This window comes from Nocardia salmonicida (assembly GCF_036142455.1).
GTDB lineage: Bacteria > Actinomycetota > Actinomycetes > Mycobacteriales > Mycobacteriaceae > Nocardia > Nocardia salmonicida.
On the sequence record NZ_CP108014.1, the window covers coordinates 1,288,785 to 1,307,871 of the forward strand.

The window sequence follows — 19,087 nt, forward strand, 5'->3', positions numbered from 1 at the left end:
CCATGCCTGCCTATGCTCTGCCGGGTACCGAAGTCGGGCCACTGCGTGCCCGCATTCTCGGCACCCTCGCCGTCGTGCTCACGCTGGTGGGCGTGCTCGTCTGGCGGGTGGTGCCCGACAGTGAGCCCGACGACCAGATCCAGGTCGCACTGCTGGTCGGCCAGGTCGGCGAGGGTGTCGGGGAGGGCACCGATGTCCGGCTCGACGGCGTGCGCGTCGGCTCGGTCGCCGCGATCGACTTCGCCGGCCGCGGCGAGCAGCGAATCGAGCTGATGCTGAGTGGTTCTCAGCTGTTCGGCCTGACGAACGCGCTGACCGTCGACTACGCGCCGGGAAACCTCTTCGGCATCAGCGCCATCGAGCTGCATTCGACAGCGGGCGGTGCGGAGCTGGTCGACGGCTCGACGGTCGATCTGACCGACCGCGACGCTGATCGAGTCCACGACGCCACGCTCTCGGCCTTGCTGAACTCGACGGGACAGCTCACCGACGAGGTGCTGACACCGAAACTCGTCGAACTGCTCAGCACGATCTCGCGCGACCTCACGGCCTTCACGCCGCTGCTGCAGGCGATCGGCACGACCGCCCGCTCCTATGCCGAGACCCGGCAGCTCCCGCCGTCGATGCTGTTCGAACAGTTCGGTTCGGCGCTGACCGGGCTGCCGCCGATGCTGACCGGCGGATTGACGCTGCTGAACGCGGAGTACACGAACAAGTACCTGGCGGTACCCGACCAACTCCAACGCTTCGGCCAGATGTTCGAAGGCATCCAATACCAACTGCTGCCGACGGTGACCCAACTGCTCAGCACGTCCCAACAGTATTTCGGTGGAATCCTGCCCATGATCAGCCTTGTCCTCGACCGCCTTTCCGCATCGGTCAGCGACCCGCACCGTTCGGCGCAGCAGCTGAGCGAACTACTCACTCGCCTCGACGCCGCCTTTCGCGACACACCCGACGGCCCGGTGCTCACTGCCGGGGTCGAACTGGATGTGGTGCCCGGTCTGGCGACACCGCTGGCCTCGATCCTCGGGGGCGTGCGCTGATGACGACACGTTCCCTGCTGGTGCGCGTAGCCGCCGCGGTCCTGCTGATGGGTCTGGTACTGGTGGGCGTCCTGCGCGTGATCGAGCGACCGATCGACGGCGAAACCGACACCTACACAGCGCTGTTCACCGATGCGAACGGCCTGCGGGCCGGCGACGACGTGCGCCTCTACGGCGTTCAGGTCGGCAAGGTGCGTGCGGTCGAACTCGACGGCGCGCTCGCTCGCGTGACTTTTATCGTCAGCAGGGATCGGCCGGTGTTCACCAACACCGTCATCGCCATCCGCTACCAGAACCTCACCGGCTTCCGGTATCTGGACGTCGAGCAGCCTGAACAGCCTGCGGGACAGCGTGATCCGGCATCCGTCTTCGGTACCGCGGAGACGGTACCCGACTTCGACATCACCCGACTGTTCAAAGGACTACAGCCGGTGCTGGCCGAACTCTCACCCGATGATCTCAACCAGTTCGCGACCAGCATTCTCGCGGTGGTCCAGGGCGACGGGACCGGTGTCGGGCAGGCGCTGGGCGCCATCGACAAGCTCAGCCGTTATGCCTCCGATCGGCAGGCGGTGCTGTCGACGCTGGTGGGCAACCTCGCCCAGGTGGCCGATCATCTCGGGGGGAAGTCCGGCAATGCGATGACCCTGCTGACCAATCTGACCAACCTGTTCATCACCATCACCGAGAAGCTGCCCGGACTCGTCGACTTCGCGAACGGCATACCCGGTGTACTGCAACCACTTCGGAGCATGCTTACCGTTTTCGGAGTCACCGGGGAGCCCGACGGGGACCTCGATCTAGCGCTGCGCAGAGCCTTCCCTGATCCGTATGACGCGGTGGCCGCATTCGAGAGCATGCCCGGCCTCATTCAAGCAATGACACAGGCCATTCCGCCCACCGGGCCCGACCTCATTTGCTCGCGCGGTGCTGCCACGGCGCCCCAACCTCTGCAAGTACTCATCGCCGGACAGGGGATCGTGCTGTGTCACCGATAGCGCGCGGACGCGACGCCGATCCGCGAGCGGGCGAATTACGCTGGGGGATAGCGGGAATGTGCGCCGCCGTGCTCTTGCTGGTCGCGATCGGCGCGGTCTATGTCACCGGAACAACCGCCGAGCGTACGTATTCCGCCGAGATGGCCCAGGCGGGCTCGGTCCGCACCGGCGACGACGTGCGGCTCGCGGGGATACCCGTCGGGAAGGTGACCGCGCTGACCCTGCTGCCCGATCGGGTCAGGATGGAATTCACCGTCACCGAGGACGCGTTCCTCGGTGATCAGACCACCCTCGACATCCGGATGCTCACCTTCGTCGGCGGCTACTACCTGGCCGTCCTGCCCGCCGGCACGAAACCGCTCGGCGCCGCGGTGATCCCGATGGAGCGAGTCATCGTGCCCTACAACCTGACCAAGGCATTCCAGGACGCGGTGGAGCCCGTCCGCCGGATCGACGGGAGCGTCTTCCGCCAAGACCTCGCCGCACTGTCCACCGCGATCGACAAGAGCCCGGACGCCGTGCGGTCGACGGTGCGCGCCGCCGGTGACGTGGTCGCGATCCTGGACGAGCAGAACGCCGACATCTCCCGTGCCCTGTCCATCGCCGACGAATACCTGACCGCGCTCGACGCGAACGCCGATGTGCTGGCGGATCTGATCATCACCCTCGGCACGCTCGAACAGATCATCCAGACCAACAAGGTGCAGGTTGCCGAATCCCTGTACGACCTGGCAGTGATCCTGCAAGACCTCACGCCGCTCGGACGGGCGTGGGATGCGTCGATCAAAGAGCGCGCCCAGCCGCTCGCCGATGCCATCCCCGCGCTCGAGCAGCTCGGCGGGCGCCTGGGCGCTCTGCTGGATGCCGTGCGCGCGTTCGAACAGCGGCTGCTCCCGCTGATGCCCGCGGGAGGTGGGGTGAGTGTCGACCAGTCCGGCGCGACCATCCAACTTCCCGCCGTGTGCGTGCCGCTGCCGGGAGGTGGTTGTTGATGCTGAACAAGATCCTGGGATCGCGCGGGCTGATGTCGGCCGTGGTCGTCGTGGTGCTGGTCCTGGCCGGTGCGATCGGCCTGCGGCTGAGCTCGCCGAATCCGCCGATGCGTAGCTACTGCGCCGACATGCCGGACAGTATCGGGCTGTATGAAGGCAGCGCGGTCACGGTCATGGGGGTGCAGGTCGGGAGCGTCACCGAGATCAGCATCGAGGGTGCGGTGGCGCGCGTCGAATTCACCGTCCGCGCCGATCGCAAGCTGCCGACCGATGTCGGAGCGGTGACCGTCAGCGACACCTTGATCGCCGACCGGCGGCTGGCCCTGATCGGGGCCGAACCCGCTGGGCCGGGCTGGAATTCGAGCGCCTGCATCACCAAGACGCTGACTCCCAAAAGCCTGACGCAGACCTTCGACGCGCTCGCCGGGCTCGCCGACCAGCTCAACGGTGCGGGCGAAACCGGTCAGCAGCGCACCGCCGTCGGGGCCGGAGTCGATGCGCTCGATCGCGCGACAGCGGGGACCGGTGATCAGATCAACGAGATCATTGCCGCGTTGAGCAGAGCGCTGGTCGCACCCGACGCGGCGATCGGCCACATCGGGCAACTGCTCGACGCGCTCACCGAGCTCGCCCACCGAGCCCGCGGCGGCTGGTCGCAGGTGGAGACCACGGTGAGCGGGCTGCCGCAGACCTTCAACGACATCGTCACCATCGCGTTCCCGCCGATCATCGAGATCGTCGCCGCGCTCGCCGACCTGCTGCCCCAGCTCAACGACGTGATCGTGATGTTCGGGTCGCCCGCGCTGCGTGCGTTGAATTCCGTGCCGGATCTTTCGCGCATGATCGCGGCGGGCGTCGGCTCGCTCGCCGATGTCATCGCCATGGCCCCGGCCGTCGCGAGCGGCTTCGCCGGCGCCGTCGACCCGGCCGGCGGAGCACTGACCATCGGCTACGCACCACCGAAACTCGTACTCGCCCAGCAAGACACGACCCAGGTCTGTGCGGCCGTGCAGGTCATTACCGGACAGCCCTGCCAGTCGACCGAAAGCGGTGCGATGACGATTCCTGCCCTGCCCCTGCTGCTCGGAGCGGTGAGCGCACGATGAAACGCCTTGCCCTGCTCCTGTTCACGGTGTTGCTCGCCGCCACCGGCTGCGGCTTCCAGCCCGCCGACCTGCCGGTACCGGGTTCGGGCGTCGACGGACCGACGTATCAGCTGCGGATCGAGTTCGCCGATGTGCTCAATCTCCCGCAGGGCGCCAAGGTGATCGCGGCCGGTGTCCGGGTCGGCATACTCACCGGGGTCACCCTCGTCGATCCGGTCGCCGCCACACCGGACCGTAGGGCCGTGCCGGGCTACGCCATCGCCGACGTCGCCATCGCGCAGTCGGTTCGGCTCTCGGTCGGCACTACCGCCGAACTCCGCCAGGAGACTCCGCTCGGCGACGTCCACATCGCGCTGACCGAACCGGTGCCCGCGAGGACCGGCGAGCTGACGGCGGGCGCGACCATCCCACTGGCGGATACGACCCAGTCACCCCCGATCGAGGACATCCTGGCCGGGCTGTCCACCTTCATCGGCAGCGGCGCGGTGACCGACTTCCAATCCATCGTGCGCACCATGAACGGTGTGTTCCCCGACGATCCGCGCGACACCGCCCGTCTCGCAGGCCTTCTCGGCGCCGACATCACCGACCTCGGCGACCACCTGCACTCGGTCGACGCCTTGCTCGACGGCTTGGAGGCCACGGTCGAGGAGGGCATGCAGCAGAACCTGCCGATTCTCGACGAACTGCTCACCCCCTACGGTGTCCAACACACCACCGATGCGGTGAACGCGCAGATCCGGGTCATCTTCGTGCTGACCGCGCTCGGCCCGGTCGCACCGAGCGCGCAGTGGCTCGGCCCCCTGCTGTCCTCCCTGGACGACACCACCCGCGCCCTGGTTCCCATGCTGCTGGGCAGCCGCCCGCTCGACGCCGATTCACCGTCGAACATGAAGGCGCTCATCGACCTGATCAACACCGATCTCGTTCCCTTCGCCACCCACGGCCCGAAGGTCGACCTGGTCGATGTCACCCTCGGGCCGTCGACCGGCCCGAGCACTGCCGACGATCACACCGCCCGCATCGTCGACACCCTGCGGATGATCGGACTCCTACGATGAATGTCCGTGCGACAGTGTCGCTCTCCGCGATCGCGGCGGTCCTGGTCTTCGGTGTCGGGTACATGTCGCTCGGGGTGCTGCGGCTGGACCCGCGACTGAGCTACATCACCGCCGACATGCGGCTGGACAACTCGGGCGGGCTCGCGCCGAATTCGCCTGTCCTGCTCGCCGGTGTGCAGGTCGGGCGCACCGAGTCGGTGCGCAAGCAGGCGGGTGGGGTGCTCGTTCGGCTGCGGATCGACAGCCGCTACCGAATCCCGGTGTCCAGCAACGTGCGGATCGAGCAGCTCTCGGCCCTCGGCGAGCCGTATATCGCCTTCGCGCCGCAAACGGGTGCAGGCCCGTATCTCGAGGACGGCCAAGTCGTCGCGGCCGACCGGATCCACCTGCCGATGACCATCACGGCACTGTCGGCCCGACTGGTCGAGTTGCTCGAGCAGATCCATCCCGAGGCGATCGCGAACCTGGTCGACACCTTCGACCGGGCGCTCGCCGGGACGGACACGGCGATGCAGACCCTGCAGCGGTCATCGACCCTGCTCGCGGCCACTCTGCTCAGCCGCACCGAGGGCGTTCGGCAACTGTTCGCCGATGTGCAAGCCCTCGGCGGCAACATGGAATGGCTCGGGCCCTCACTCGGCACGGCGGGTCCACTGTTCGGCGAGTTCGGCGTGACGCTGAACGCGATCGTCGAATCGGGATCGGAGCTCGTCGAGAGCCGCCCGGTGCCCTCGTACTTCACCGGCGACGGCCTCGTGCCGTTCCTGGCCGAGCTCACCACCCTGATCAACGAGATCGGGCCCAGCATCGCCCCGCTGGGACAGGTGCTGGGTCCGGTGGTCACCGATGCGGTGAACCGCACACCCGCCATCGACATCAGCACCCTGATCGAGCAAGCCCTGCAGAGCGTGGACGCCGACGGCACAGTGCAATTGCGCATCGGCGTCAAGTAGTCGAACGAAGGACGGACCATGAGCACAGCGACCGAAGAAGCCACCACCACCGAGGCCGCCGAGCAGCCGCCGCGCACCGTTTCCCTGCGACTGTCGACCGTGCTGAGCACCGCCACGATCGCGGTCCTCGTCGCCGCGGTGGTCACCTTCGCGTCGCTGTACTTCTCGGCCGAGGCGACGATCGCCGATCGCGACGCACGCGACGCCGACGCCCGGCACGTCGAACAGATCGCCTCGGACTACGGGGTCGGCGCGTCCACCATCGACTACCGCGACGTGCGGGCGTGGTTCACCCGGCTGCGAACCGGCACCACCCCGCAACTGGCCGCGAAATTCGACGCCACCGCACCGCAATTGGAGCAGATCCTGCTGCCGCTGCAGTGGACGTCGAAGGCGACCCCGCTCTCGGCGACCGTGACCTCGGAAAGCGGTGGCATCTACAAGGTCAACGCCTACCTCGATGTGGTCTCCACCAGCGCCCAGACACCCGACGGAACGCGGACCACCGTCACCTACTCGCTCACTGTCGACCGCAATGCCGACTGGCAGATCACCGAGGTGGGTGGCCTGCAGAACGCGCTGCCGACCAAGTAGTCGACTCAGTAGGCGATGAAGAGGATCTCGTCGGGGGTGTAGTCGTGTCCGGGGTGGTTTTCGGCCAGGTGCGCCTGGGTCTGCTTGATCAGGTCGTCTTCGTCGGTGCCCTTGATGGCGACGCCGCAGGGGCAGTTCAGACGAGTCTTCATCGGTGTTCTCCTTTGGTTCCGACTATCCGAGCAGGTTTCCGGACAGTAGTCCGGATTGTATTCCAGTTCATATGTTAGCGTGGCTCGCATGGCAGCTCTGGACGAAATCTCCGCCGGTACCAGCAACCTGTTCGCACTCGCCGAACAGGTCACCGGATTCATGCCGCCGGACGAGGGGCACGCGCTCTACGCTGCCGCTCGCGCGTACGCGGGCGACGGAATCATCATGGAGATCGGCACCTATTGCGGCAAGTCGACCGTCTATCTCGGCGCCGCCGCCCGCGAGACCGGCGCAGCCGTGTTCACCGTCGACCACCACCGCGGCTCCGAGGAGCACCAGCCGGGCTGGGAGTACCACGACACCGCCCTGGTCGATCCGGAGACCGGCGTCTTCGACACCGTGACCACGTTCCGGCGCACCATGATTCGGGCGGAGCTCACCGACACGGTGACCGCGATCATCGGCTCGTCCACCGCCGCGGCGCGCATCTGGCGCACCCCGCTGCGGATGCTGTTCGTCGACGGCGGCCACACCGAGGAAGCCGCGCAGCGCGACTACGACAACTGGGTGCCCTGGGTGGCGGGTGGCGGGCTGCTCGCCATCCACGACGTCTTCCCCGACCCCGCCGATGGCGGCCGCGCGCCGTTCAACATCTATCGCCGGGCACTCGACAGCGGCAAGTTCAGCGAACTCTCGGTCACCGGTTCGCTGCGCATCTTGCAGCGCACCGCCGCCTGCGGCTGAGTCTCAGCGGGGGAGCGCGTTGCGGAAGATGCCGTTGCCCGCGGTGGTGCGGCTGAGGGCGTCGGCGGCCAGCACGACAGCCGCCCCGGTCCACGTGGTGCGTTCTTCCGGCCAGCGCTTGCCATCGGTGAAAACCAGTCCGGTCCAATAGGAACCGTCGAGTTCGCGCAGATGCTGCATATTGGCGAACAGTGTTGCGGCGGCAGCGGTGTCGCCGATGGCGTCCAGGGCGAGCACCAGTTCACAGGTCTCCGCGCCGGTGACCCACGGTGCGTCGGAGACGCAGCGGATCCCGAGGTCGCCGACGACGAATTCGTTCCAGCGCCGAGCTATCAGCTCCGTGGCCGCGACGCCGCGCACCGCGCCGCCGAGGACGGGGTAGTACCAGTCCATGGAGTAGCGGCTCTTGTCCAGGAAGGCGTCCGGACGATGGCGCAGGGCGTGGCCGAGCCGGTCGCGGGCCGCCGCCCAGTCCGGGCGTGGATCGCCTACCCGCTCGGCGAGCGTCACCGCACAGCCGAGGCTGTGGAAGATGCTGGAACAGCCGGTCAGCAAGGCTTCGCCGGAGGACCCGGATTCGTTTGCCGACCAATGGATCTCGCCGTGCGCGCCCAGCTGGAGGCCGAGCACGAAGTCGATGCCCGCGCGAACCGTCGGCCACAGCTCGGCGGCGAAGCCGGTATCGCCGGTGACCGACAGGGCGTGCAGGACGCCGGTGGCCAGGTAGGCGCAGAAATTGGTGTCGGCGTCGTGATTCTCGATCACGCCGGCGCGCACCTGCATCGGCCACGAGCCGTCGGAGCGTTGCGATTTCGCCGACCAGATGTAGGCCTCACGGGCCTCGTCCCACAGGCCGGCCACGGTCAGTGCCATCGCGGACTCGATGTGGTCCCACGGATCGGTGTGACCGCCGCTGAACCAGGGAATCGCGCCATCGGGTTCCTGTGCGGCGGCGATGGATTCGGCGGTCTGCCGGATATTCCGCGCGGAGAGGACCCCGGGAAGGGTCGGTAGTTCAACGGGCATCGCCGCGCACCGCCGGTTTCGTGAAGTAGAGCGCGACGGACTTGCCGACCAGCGGATTCAACACACGCTCGGCAGTGCGCGTCACGGCGGGCGCCGACATCATGTCCCACACCAGCATGCGGTGATAGGCGCTCACCAGTGGGTGCTTGTCATTGCGCACGCCGACAGCGCATTTGAGCCACCAGAAGGGTGCGTGCAGCGCGTGCGCGAAGTCCTGGTGGTGGTAGCGCAGACCGCGCGCGGTGATCTTGTCGCGCAGCTCGTCGGCGCGATAGATGCGCACGTGGCCGCCCTCGTTGGCGTGGTACTCGTCCGAGAGCGCCCAGCAGATGCGTTCGGGCAGCCAGCGCGGCACCGTGACCGCCAGCGTGCCGCCGGGTTTGACCACCCGTGCCAGTTCGGCGATCGCCTGCGTGTCCTGCGGCACGTGCTCGAGGATCTCCGAGGCGATGACCACGTCGAATTCCTCGTTGCCGTAGGGCAGATCGAGCGCGTCGCCGCGCACGGTCTCGGCCTTGGCGTACTCCGGCGCCTCGCCGGCCGCGGCCATGGCCTCGAACATGATGTCTACATCGGCCAGGTCGGCGGCGTTCTGGTCGAACGCGACGATATCGGCTCCGCGGCGGTAGGCCTCGAAGGAATGTCTGCCAGCGCCGCAGCCGATGTCGATCACCCGTGATCCGGGACCGACGCCCAAGCGGTCGAAATCGACGGTCAACATGAGGCCTCCAGGTGCTGCACAGGGTCGGACGGTGTCGTCATCGGGCGGTGCCCGGCGGGGTGGGGGAGCGGCGGGTGATCGCCTGGTCGTAGATCGCGACCGTCTGCGCGGCGACGGCCGACCAGCTGAACAGTTCGAGAACGCGAATACGACCCGCCGCGCCGAGGAGCTCGCGCCGGGCGGGGTCGGCGAGCAGTTCGCCGAGCACTCGCGTCAGCGCGTCCACATCGCCCGGCTCGACCAGTTCGGCGCACTCGCCGACGACCTCGGGCAGCGCGCCCGCTCGGCTGGCGACCAGTGGCGTGCCGCTGGCCATAGCCTCGACCGCGGGCAGCGAAAACCCCTCGTACATCGACGGAATGCAGGCGAGCTCGGCGGAGGCGAGCAGTTCGGCCAACTGCTCGTCGCTCATTCCGCTGACCGGGGTGACGATATCGGCGATGCCGAGTTCGGCGATCAGCTTCTCGGTGGGGCCGTTCGGTTCCAGCTTCGCGACGAGCCGGAGCTCGACATCGCAGGCATGGCGCAGCCGGGCCACGGCTTTCAGCAGGTGTGCGATGCCCTTGAGCGGTTTGTCGGCGCTGGCGACCGCGACGATCCGCCCACGCACCCGTGGTGTCTCGCGTGGCCGGAACAGCTCGGTGTCCACGCCGAGGGGAACGGTATGCAACTGTCCCGGCCGCACACCGAAGTCTTCGGCGATATCCGCGGCCGAAGACGACGACACCGTGATCAGGTCCGGAATCTGCTGTGCGACTTTCTGTTGCATGCCGAGGAAGCCGTACCAGCGGCGCACGAACAGCTTGCGCCGCCACGGCGTCGCGGCCAGATCGACCGCGCGGTCGCGCGTGATCGGATGGTGCACGGTCGCCACCAGCGGCAGCTGCTCGGCGATGTCGAGCAGGCCGTAGCCGAGGCACTGATTGTCGTGCACCACATCGAAATCCTGTGCGCGCGAAGCCAACAGCCTGGCCGCGCGCAGGCTGAACGTGCGCGGTTCAGGGAATCCCGCCGTCCACATGGTGGCGAGCTCGAGCAGATCGATGCGATCGCGGATCTCACGGGGATGCGGTGTGCGAAAGGGATCTTCGTCGCGGTAGAGGTCCAGACTCGGCACCTCGGTGAGACGCACCCGCGGATCGAGATCCTCGGGATAGGGCTGGCCGGAGAACACCTCGACCTCGTGGCCGAGCTCGACGAGCCCCTGGCTCAGGTACCGGACATACACTCCCTGTCCGCCGCAGTGCGGCTTGCTCCGGTAGGACAGCAGGGCGATCCTCATCAGTCCCGTTCTCCTGACTCGTAGCTGACCTGCCAGTGTTTGATGCCGTTGATCCACCCAGACCGTAGCCGCTGCGGCTCCGACACCTGGGACAGATCGGGCATCACGTCGGCGATGGCGTTGAAGATCAGATCGATCTCGAGCCGGGCCAGGTTGGCGCCGACACAGAAATGGGTGCCGGTGCCGCCGAAGGCCAGATGCGGATTGGGGTCGCGCAGGATGTCGAAGCTGAACGGGCGCTCGAAGGCTTCCTCGTCGAAATTAGCTGAGCTGTAGAACAATCCGACGCGTTCACCAGCGCGGATGAGCTGCCCGCCGAGCTCGGTGTCGGCGGTCGCGGTGCGCTGGAAGACCGTCACCGGGGTCGCCCACCGCACGATCTCGTCGATCGCGGTCCGTGGGCGTTGCCGCTTGTAGAGCTCCCACTGATCCGGATTGTCGATGAACGCCTTCATGCCGTGGGTGATGGCGTTGCGGGTGGTCTCGTTGCCCGCCACCGCCAGCAGGATCACGAAGAATCCGAACTCGTCGGAGCCCAGCGCCTCCCCGTCGAGATCGGCGTGCACCAGTGTGCTGACGATGTCGTCGGCCGGTTCGGCGCGCCGCTGTTCGGCCATGTTCCAGGCGTAGCCGAGGATCTCCATCGCCGCTGTCGACGAGGCGTCGGTCGTGGTCGCGTCGCCGTACTCCGGATCGTCGTAGTTGAGCATCTGGTTCGACCAGTCGAACAGCTTGCGGCGGTCCTGCTGGGGGACACCGACCAGTTCGGCGATGGCTTGCAGCGGAAGCTCACACGCCACCTGTTCGACGAAGTCACCGCCGCCCGCCTCCCGCGCCGCGTGCACGATTGCCGCCGCCCGTTCGGTCAACGCCGCGCGCAACCCCTCGACCGCGCGCGGCGTGAACCCCTTGGAGATGATGCGGCGGATCTTGGTGTGCTTGGGCGGATCCATATTCAGCAACAGGGCGCCGGTGAGTTCGATCTGCTCGGGAGTCACCTCACCGGGCAGCCGGATGACCGAACCCTTGCGCTGGGAGGAGAACAGCTCGGGATTGCGCGAGATCTCCTTGATGTCCTCGTGCTTGCTGATCACCCAGTAGCCGCCGTCGCGGAATCCGCCCGACTGCGGGTCGGTCTGGGCGTTCCACCAGACCGGGGCGGTGCGGCGCAGCTCGGCGAATTCCTGGACGGGGTTGCGGGATTCCCACAGGGCCGGATCGGTGAAATCGAATCCGCTGGGAATGGACGACGCTGTCACAGTGATTCTCCGCCCGCGCTCAGCGCTGCCTGCGGCGGTAACGGACGCGGCAGGGTTGCTCGAGCTGCACCACCATCTTCGAGTGATCGTTGCGGTAGGTGTCGGACGGCTGGGCGAGTTCGAACTCCCAGTCCCGCAGCAGGATCGAGAAGATCGCCTTGAGCTGCATGAGTGCGAACGGAGCTCCGACGCAGCGATGCTTGCCCGCGCCGAACGGAATCCAGGTCCAGCGGTTGAGGATGTCTTCCTGGCGCGGATCGAGGTAGCGCGCGGGATCGAAGGCGTCAGGGTCGGGGAAGTCCTCCGGAATCCGGTTGGAGACGGCGGGTGTGGCCGCGACCATGTCGCCCGGTGCGATCTGATGTCCGCACACCTCGAACTCCGCGCGCGCCACCCGCATGAGCACGATCAGCGGCGGATGCAACCGCAGCGACTCCTTGAGCGCGGCCTCCAGATTCGGAATCTGGCGCAGCGCATGATGACTGACGTCGGCGCCGTCGGCGTACAGATTGTCGAGTTCGGTGACGACACCGGCCATCGTCTCGGGATGCCGCAGCAGCTCGATGATCGTCCAGGCCGCTGTGCCCGAGGTGGTGTGGTGGCCCGCGAACATCATCGAGATGAAGATGCCGGTGATCTCGCTGGCCGAGAACCGCAGTGCCCCGTTCTCGTCCTTCACCGAGATGAGGACATCGAGCATGTCGCGGTCGTCTTTGCCCTCGGGCGGGTTCGCCTCCCGCTGATCCATGATCGCCTGCACGAGCTCGACCAGGGCGACACGCGCCGCGTCGCGCCGGGTGAAGCTCTCGATCGGCGCGTACGGATCGACATAGGCCAGGGCGTCGGTGCCCTGTTCGAGTTCGTGATAGAGGTGCGCGAAGCGCCCGTCGAGCTGATTGCGGAACTTCACGCCGATCAGACAGGCGGAGGAGGTGTAGATGGTCAGCTCGGCGAAGAACTCGAGCAGGTCGATCTCGCCTTCGTCGTCCCACTGGGCGACCATCTGGTCCACCTCGTGAGCGATGGTGCCCGCGTGCCCACGCATGTGGTCCGCGCGCAGTGCCGAATTGTGCAGCATTTCCTTGCGGCGTTCCGGTGGTGCGTCGAAGACGACGCCCTCGCCGAAGATCGGCTTCATGAACGGGTAGGCCGCGGCTTGATCGAGATCGTCGTCGCCGGCGCGGAAGAAGAATTCATTGGCTTCGGCGCCGGACAACAGGACGACATCGCGTCCCGCGAGTTCGAAGGCCCCGACATCGCCGCACTCGGCTCGCACGCGCCGCATCAGCGCGATCGGGTCGGTGCGGAACTCGGCGAGATGCCCGTGTTCCTCTTCGCCTCCGGATACGCGCTGCGGTTTGACCAGCGTCATTGGAACGTCCTTCCCGGAATACTGTCCAGACACTTGGTGGACATGTGTCTGGACAGTACTACGGTGGCGAGCGTGCGACAAGGCTCGATCGGCCCGAAGCCGGCGCGTCAGTCGTCGGTGGCGGGCTCGACCATCAATCGGCGCGCGCACATTTCGAGCAGATCGGCGACCTGCTCGTAGGACAGCAGGCCCATGCCGCCCTGTAGGAGTGCGCCCGAGTACAGCAGTTCGAGTGCGGCCAGACGTTCCGGATCTTTCGCGCTGAGCGCTTGCTCGAGTCGGTGGCGGATCTCCATGCCGATGCGTACTCGCAGGTGGTGCACGTCGGGATCGTCGCCGAGCAGCGCGCTGCTGACCGCCCCGGCCAGTGCGGGTTCGTCGGCCACCAGCATCGAGACCTGTCGAAGGACGGCGACCACGCGCGTGGTCGCATCGGCATCGCCCGCCTCCAGCGGGGGCATGGCGACCAGTCGCCGCCAGAACACCTCCGAGATCAGGTGTTCCTTGGAGGAGAAGTACGTGTACGCGGTGGCGGTGCCGACGCCCGCCGCCGCGGCGACGAGCCGGATCGTCGTCCCCGAGTAGCCCTCGCGGGACAGCACGTCGACAGCGGCGACAGTCAGGCGGTCCACGGTATCGGCCTGCTTCTCGGTCAGGCGTCGGCGCGTTGCTTCGATGCCGGTAGGCGCGATTTCGGACATGTGTCCGGATACTACTACAGTCGGGTGTACAGACCAATGGACTGTATGGTCTTGCGTCTTGTCATTAAACCGAACTATATTCCGTACACCTGTCCAGACACGTATCGGAGCCTCGCTATGAACGGCCTCGTCCCCCCAGACGGCACACCACTGTTGATCGGCGGCAAGTTGATTCCGGGTGGCTCCGGTGTCTTCGCGACAATCAATCCCGCCACTGAAGAGGTGCTCGGCTACGCCGCCGACGCCTCGGGCGCCGACATGGACGCGGCCATCGCCGCGGCGCGGACCGCTTTCGACGAGACACAATGGTCGCGCGATCCGGCGTTCCGCGCGCACTGCCTACGTCAACTACGTGACGTACTCGGCGCGAACCTCGAGGAACTACGGGCGATCACGATCGCCGAGGTCGGCGCACCGGTCATGCTGACCAGCGGGCCGCAGCTGGAGGGACCGATCGCGGATCTGTCCTTCGCCGCCGACCTGGCCGAGAACTACGTCTGGGAAACCGATCTCGGCACCAGGGACCAGATGGGCATCTCCAGCCGTCGGGTCGTCCGCCGCGAGGCCGTCGGTGTCGTCGGCGCCATCACGCCGTGGAATTTCCCGCACCAGATCAATCTGGCCAAGATCGGGCCCGCTCTGGCCGCGGGCAACACCCTGGTGCTCAAGCCCGCCCCGGACACTCCGTGGTGCGCGGCCGTGCTCGGCCCGCTCATCGCCGAGCACACCGATATCCCGGCGGGCGTGATCAACATCGTCACCTCGTCCGATCACGGCATCGGCGCCCAGTTGGTCCTCGATCCGCGGGTCGACATGATCACCTTCACCGGCTCGACCCAGACGGGTCGCTCGGTGATGGTCGGCGCGTCGGCGACGCTCAAGCGCACCTTCCTCGAGCTGGGCGGCAAATCCGCCGCCGTCGTGCTCGACGACGCCGATATCGCGACAGCGGCCAGCTACACCGCGTTCACGGTCGCCGTGCACGCCGGCCAGGGCTGTGCGCTCACCACCCGGCTGCTGGTGCCGCGCGAGTCCTACGACGCCGCGGTCAGCGCGGCCGCTGGTGCGCTGCGCGGCCTGAAGGCCGGCGACCCGAACAAGCCCGGAACCGTTTGCGGGCCACTGATTTCCGAGCGGCAGCGAGCGCGGGTGGAGCGCTACCTCGAGAGCGCGCGCGCCGAAGGCGGGCACATCGAAGTCGGTGGCGGCAGGCCCGCGGACAAAGAGCGCGGGTACTACATCGAACCGACCCTCATCAGTGGGCTCGACAACTCCGCGACCGTCGCGCAGGAGGAGATCTTCGGGCCGGTGCTCGTCGTGATCGCCCACGACGGCGACGACGACGCGATCCGGCTCGCCAACGAATCGCCCTACGGTCTGTCGGGCTCGGTCTGGGGCACCGATCCGGACCGGGTCGAGCGCGTGGTCTCGGGGGTGCGGACCGGGACCCTGAGCGTCAACGGCGGGCTCTGGTACCACGCCGACGCGCCGTTCGGCGGCTACAAGCAGTCCGGCATCGGCCGTGAGATGGGCGTCGCCGGTTTCGAGGAATACCTCGAGACCAAGCTGATCGCCACCCCCGCCTGACCTCACCGAATCATCCACACTCAGGAGCTGAAAACCATGGCACGTTTCACTGGTCGTACCGCGATCGTCACCGGCGCCGCACAGGGTATCGGTGCGGTCTACGCCACCGCGCTCGCCGCCGAGGGCGCCAATGTCGTTGTCGCCGATCTCAATGTCGAGCGCGGTGAGGAGGTGGCCAAGCAGATCGTCGCCGACGGCGGGTCGGCGGCCTTCCGCCGCGTCGACGTCGCCGATCCCGAATCCGCCGCCGCACTGGCGGAATTCACCGTCGCCGAGTTCGGCGCCATCAACCATCTGGTCAACAACGCGGCCATCTACGGGGAGATGAAGCTCGATCTGCTGCTCACCGTGCCGTGGGATTACTACAAGAAGTTCATGGGCGTGAACTTCGACGGTGCGCTCAATGTGACGCGCGCGGTCTGGCAGCCGATGGTCGCGGCGGGCGGCGGCTCGATCGTCAACCAGTCCTCGACCGCCGCCTGGCTGTACTCGGGCTTCTACGGGCTGGCCAAGGTCGGCATCAACGGCCTCACCCAGCAGCTCGCCACCGAGCTCGGTGGTTCGCAGATCAGGGTGAACGCCATCGCGCCCGGCCCGATCGACACCGAAGCCACCCTGACTGTCACGCCAGGAAACATGGTCAAGGACATGGTGAAGCGCATCCCGATCAAGCGAATGGGCACCCCGCAGGACCTGGTGGGCGCTTGCCTGTACCTGCTCTCCGACGACGCGGGCTGGGTCACCGGCCAGATCCTCAATGTCGACGGCGGACAGATCATCCGATGACCACCGAATCCACCAGTGCCCCGGTCGGTTTCATCGGCCTCGGCAATATGGGCGCGCCGATCGCGCGACGGCTGCTGGAATGGCCGGGCGGGCTGACGGTCTGTGATGTCCGCGCCGAGGTCACCGAAGCGTTCGTCGCGGCGGGTGCGCGTTCGGTCGCCGATCCAGCGCAGGTCGCGGCGCACGCGCGGATCATCTGTGTGACCGTCATCGACGACGCGCAGGTGACCGAGGTCCTCACCGGCCCGGCGGGCATCCTCTCCACCGCGGCGCCGGGCACGGTCGTCGCGGTGCACTCCACCATCAGCGACCGGACCGCGCAGGAGCTGGCCGCCCGCTGCGCGGAGCACGAGGTCGAGTTCGTCGACGCGCCCGTCAGCGGCGGCGCGCCCGGCGCCACCCAGGGCAGGCTCGCGGTGATGGTCGGCGGCAGTGCCACCGCGGTGGACCAGATCAGGGCGCCGTTCGGGTGCTTCGCCGACCTGATCGTGCACGCCGGTCCGGTCGGAGCGGGCACGCGAATGAAGTTGGCGCGCAACCTGCTCCACTTCGTCTCGTTCACCGCCACCACCGAGGCGCAGCGGCTCGCCGAGGCCGCCGGGATCAGTCTCACCGCGCTCGGCAAGGTGGTCCGGCACTCCGACGCGGTGACCGGCGGGCCGGGCGCGATCATGCTGCGCGACACCACAGCGCCGATCGAGCCGGACGACTTCTGGTTTCCCATCCTCGGCCACGTGCGCGATCTCGGCGAGAAGGACCTGTCGCTGGCGCTCGAACTCGGTGACCGGCTCGACGTCGACCTGCCACTGGCCCAACTCGCCATCGCACGCCTGGCCGAGGGGCTCGGCGTCGCCCACCCTGTGCTCGACAAGGAGACATCATGACCACCAATGGAGAAACTCCCGCCGACGTCCGCCAGCGTGGCCTGGCCAAGATGAGCGAGGTCTACGGCTGGGAATTCGCCGACGGCCCCGGCGACCATTTCGCCGTCACCGCCGACCATCTGTTCGCCGACATCTGGTCGCGGCCGGCACTGACCGTGCGTGAACGGCGACTGCTGCTGCTCGGCGCGCTCACCGCGCAGGGCAGTTTCGATATCGCCGAGATCCAGATCGGCGCCGCATTGCGCAACGGTGAGTTGTCCGAGGAACAGCTGCGCGAGATCGCGCTGTTCCTGTGCCACTACGTCGGCTGGCCGGCGGGGACGACACTCGACGGCACCGTCGGCAAGGTGATCGCGCAGGAGCGGCGCAAGAAATGACACACACCGAACGCGGCCGTCCGCGACCGCTGTAGCGTGCGGTCGATGGGTATGCCGAAGAATCAGCCGAAAGGGCTGAACTCGCCGATGACGACGCGGATCATCCGATACGGATCGCGCGCACAGGCGTGGATCTATCGCCGCACCAACGGGCGCGTCGGCGGAAACTGGCGGATCGGCGCCGGGTTCCGCAAGCCGGTGCCGACCCTGCTGCTCGAACATCGAGGTCGCAAGTCCGGCAAGATCTTCACCGCGCCACTGCTCTACCTCGTCGACGGCCAGGATCTGGTCATCGTCGGTTCACAGGGCGGCCTGGCGAATCACCCGCAGTGGTATCTGAATCTGCTCGCGGATCCGAACGCGCACGTTCGGATCCGCGCCGAGCACTACCCGGTCCTGGCCCGCGTCGCCGATGCCGAACAGCGGCAACGGCTGTGGCCGCGGTTGACCGAGCTCTACGCCGATTTCGATGCCTACCGGTCGTGGACGGCGCGGGAGATCCCCGTGGTGATCCTCTCCCGCACCGGCGCCTGAGCGGTCAGTCGGTCGCGAGCCGGTCGTCGTAGACGCGACGGGCATCGCGGTCGACATCGATGAAGGTGCGGTGCACGCCCAACCGGCGTGCCATGAATTCGCCGAGCGGGCGTGGGGTCAGCTTGTTGAAGGCGGCGAGCACACCCGCGAGGCGGGTGACCGAGACGCGTCGTCGTGGCCGGGCGATCAGTGCGGCGACCGCGGTGGCGACGTCGGCGGGGTCGGCGAGCAATGCGCGCGGCGCGCGGGTTCCGGTGATCATCTCGGTCCTGGTGAACGTCGGCAGGACCGCCGAGAACCGCACGCCGGTGCCGCGGTGCTCGAGGCGCATGGTTTCGGTGAAGCTGAGCACGGCCTGTTTGCTCGCGCAGTAGGTGGCCATTCCCGGCGTCGGGTTCTCACCCGCCATCGAGGCCATGTTCACGATGTGGCCGCGACCGCGAGCCAGCATCGACGGCAGCACGAGTTTGGTGCCGAGGGCGACACCGTAGACATTGATGTCGAGAATCCGGCGGGTGATCTCGTCGGACTCCTCGGTGAACCGGCCCACCGGCATGATGCCCGCGTTGTTGATCAGCACATCGACAGGGCCGCAGGTCTTCTCGACCTCGGCGAGGAAGGTCGCGAACGAGGCCGGGGCGGTGACGTCGAGGTGTAGTGCCACCGTCGCGGCGATCTCTGTTCCGGTGCGGGCGACCGTGGTCGCGTCGATGTCGCCGATGGCGACGACCGATCCGGCGTCGACGAGCGTGCTCGCGACCGCCCGTCCGATGCCACGGGCGCCGCCGGTGACAACGACTACCTTACCGACGACGGACCTGGCGTTTCGTTCATCAGACATGTGTCCAGATACTATTCTGGACCGCATTCCGAATCAACCCCGGACAACCCGCCCACGCGGTGCGGTTCAC

21 protein-coding genes are annotated in these 19,087 nt (G+C 67.4%); 13 read left to right on the forward strand and 8 right to left on the reverse strand.

Annotation, left to right across the window (positions count from 1 at the left end; genetic code table 11):
* The first annotated feature begins 2 nt into the window (after positions 1-2).
* The 7 genes from OHS03_RS06225 to OHS03_RS06255 are packed head-to-tail and all read left to right on the forward strand — an operon-like array spanning position 3 to position 6,750.
* Positions 3-1,046: an MlaD family protein gene (locus OHS03_RS06225; RefSeq protein ID WP_328661480.1), complete on the forward strand. Its 1,044-nt coding sequence runs from the start codon at positions 3-5 to the stop codon at positions 1,044-1,046.
* Positions 1,046-2,044, forward strand: a complete 999-nt coding sequence (locus OHS03_RS06230) for an MlaD family protein (protein WP_328661482.1) — start codon at positions 1,046-1,048, stop codon at positions 2,042-2,044. Before OHS03_RS06225 ends, OHS03_RS06230 begins: the two co-directional genes overlap by 1 nt.
* Positions 2,032-3,036, forward strand: a complete 1,005-nt coding sequence (locus OHS03_RS06235) for an MlaD family protein (protein ID WP_328661484.1) — start codon at positions 2,032-2,034, stop codon at positions 3,034-3,036. Before OHS03_RS06230 ends, OHS03_RS06235 begins: the two co-directional genes overlap by 13 nt.
* Positions 3,036-4,142, forward strand: a complete 1,107-nt coding sequence (locus tag OHS03_RS06240; protein ID WP_328661486.1) for an MlaD family protein — start codon at positions 3,036-3,038, stop codon at positions 4,140-4,142. Before OHS03_RS06235 ends, OHS03_RS06240 begins: the two co-directional genes overlap by 1 nt.
* A complete protein-coding gene (locus OHS03_RS06245) occupies positions 4,139-5,203 on the forward strand; it encodes an MlaD family protein (protein WP_328661488.1) in 1,065 nt (354 codons plus the stop codon). The genes OHS03_RS06240 and OHS03_RS06245 overlap by 4 nt, the downstream gene beginning before the upstream one ends.
* Complete coding sequence (locus OHS03_RS06250) at positions 5,200-6,156, forward strand: MlaD family protein (RefSeq protein ID WP_328661490.1); 957 nt, start codon at positions 5,200-5,202, stop codon at positions 6,154-6,156. The genes OHS03_RS06245 and OHS03_RS06250 overlap by 4 nt, the downstream gene beginning before the upstream one ends.
* An 18-nt stretch (positions 6,157-6,174) precedes the next feature.
* Positions 6,175-6,750, forward strand: a complete 576-nt coding sequence (locus OHS03_RS06255) for a hypothetical protein (RefSeq protein WP_328661492.1) — start codon at positions 6,175-6,177, stop codon at positions 6,748-6,750.
* A gap of 5 nt (positions 6,751-6,755) precedes the next feature.
* On the opposite strand, the gene OHS03_RS06260 is transcribed toward OHS03_RS06255, so the two are convergent.
* Positions 6,756-6,902, reverse strand: coding sequence for a DUF1059 domain-containing protein (locus tag OHS03_RS06260; RefSeq protein ID WP_063816260.1), 147 nt, complete (start codon positions 6,900-6,902; stop codon positions 6,756-6,758).
* An 88-nt stretch (positions 6,903-6,990) separates the two neighbouring features.
* Between OHS03_RS06260 and OHS03_RS06265 the strand changes: the two genes are divergently transcribed.
* Positions 6,991-7,647, forward strand: a complete 657-nt coding sequence (locus tag OHS03_RS06265; protein WP_328661494.1) for a class I SAM-dependent methyltransferase — start codon at positions 6,991-6,993, stop codon at positions 7,645-7,647.
* Between the two features lie 3 nt (positions 7,648-7,650).
* On the opposite strand, the gene OHS03_RS06270 is transcribed toward OHS03_RS06265, so the two are convergent.
* The 6 genes from OHS03_RS06270 to OHS03_RS06295 form a co-directional block, all read right to left on the reverse strand.
* Complete coding sequence (locus tag OHS03_RS06270) at positions 7,651-8,673, reverse strand: prenyltransferase/squalene oxidase repeat-containing protein (RefSeq protein ID WP_328661498.1); 1,023 nt, start codon at positions 8,671-8,673, stop codon at positions 7,651-7,653.
* The gene (locus OHS03_RS06275) at positions 8,663-9,394 is read right to left on the reverse strand and encodes a class I SAM-dependent methyltransferase (protein WP_063005259.1); all 732 of its coding nucleotides are present in this window, start codon (positions 9,392-9,394) and stop codon (positions 8,663-8,665) included. The genes OHS03_RS06270 and OHS03_RS06275 overlap by 11 nt, the downstream gene beginning before the upstream one ends.
* Before the next feature lie 37 nt (positions 9,395-9,431).
* The gene (locus OHS03_RS06280) at positions 9,432-10,676 is read right to left on the reverse strand and encodes a glycosyltransferase family 4 protein (RefSeq protein WP_328661500.1); all 1,245 of its coding nucleotides are present in this window, start codon (positions 10,674-10,676) and stop codon (positions 9,432-9,434) included.
* Complete coding sequence (locus tag OHS03_RS06285; RefSeq protein ID WP_328661502.1) at positions 10,676-11,935, reverse strand: cytochrome P450; 1,260 nt, start codon at positions 11,933-11,935, stop codon at positions 10,676-10,678. The genes OHS03_RS06280 and OHS03_RS06285 overlap by 1 nt, the downstream gene beginning before the upstream one ends.
* A 19-nt stretch (positions 11,936-11,954) precedes the next feature.
* On the reverse strand, positions 11,955-13,307 hold the full coding sequence (gene cyp51 / locus OHS03_RS06290; protein WP_063056482.1) for a lanosterol 14-alpha demethylase: 1,353 nt from the start codon (positions 13,305-13,307) through the stop codon (positions 11,955-11,957).
* 107 nt (positions 13,308-13,414) lie between these two features.
* A complete protein-coding gene (locus OHS03_RS06295; RefSeq protein WP_062988513.1) occupies positions 13,415-14,008 on the reverse strand; it encodes a TetR/AcrR family transcriptional regulator in 594 nt (197 codons plus the stop codon).
* Between the two features lie 117 nt (positions 14,009-14,125).
* On the opposite strand from OHS03_RS06295, the gene OHS03_RS06300 reads away from it, so the two are divergent.
* From OHS03_RS06300 to OHS03_RS06320, 5 genes are read left to right on the forward strand one after another with little or no spacing between them, the layout of a single operon-like run.
* Positions 14,126-15,595, forward strand: a complete 1,470-nt coding sequence (locus OHS03_RS06300; RefSeq protein WP_328661504.1) for an aldehyde dehydrogenase — start codon at positions 14,126-14,128, stop codon at positions 15,593-15,595.
* Positions 15,596-15,631: 36 nt separating this feature from the next.
* The gene (locus tag OHS03_RS06305; RefSeq protein ID WP_062988517.1) at positions 15,632-16,381 is read left to right on the forward strand and encodes an SDR family oxidoreductase; all 750 of its coding nucleotides are present in this window, start codon (positions 15,632-15,634) and stop codon (positions 16,379-16,381) included.
* Complete coding sequence (locus OHS03_RS06310; RefSeq protein ID WP_328661506.1) at positions 16,378-17,265, forward strand: NAD(P)-dependent oxidoreductase; 888 nt, start codon at positions 16,378-16,380, stop codon at positions 17,263-17,265. The genes OHS03_RS06305 and OHS03_RS06310 overlap by 4 nt, the downstream gene beginning before the upstream one ends.
* Positions 17,262-17,642, forward strand: coding sequence for a carboxymuconolactone decarboxylase family protein (locus tag OHS03_RS06315; RefSeq protein WP_056823156.1), 381 nt, complete (start codon positions 17,262-17,264; stop codon positions 17,640-17,642). The genes OHS03_RS06310 and OHS03_RS06315 overlap by 4 nt, the downstream gene beginning before the upstream one ends.
* A 51-nt stretch (positions 17,643-17,693) precedes the next feature.
* Positions 17,694-18,176: a nitroreductase family deazaflavin-dependent oxidoreductase gene (locus OHS03_RS06320; protein WP_407942504.1), complete on the forward strand. Its 483-nt coding sequence runs from the start codon at positions 17,694-17,696 to the stop codon at positions 18,174-18,176.
* A 4-nt stretch (positions 18,177-18,180) separates the two neighbouring features.
* Here OHS03_RS06320 and OHS03_RS06325 read toward each other — a convergent pair whose 3' ends face one another.
* Entirely contained in the window at positions 18,181-19,017 is an 837-nt protein-coding gene (locus OHS03_RS06325) for an SDR family oxidoreductase (protein ID WP_328661510.1), read from the reverse strand.
* Between the last annotated feature and the right edge of the window lie 70 nt (positions 19,018-19,087).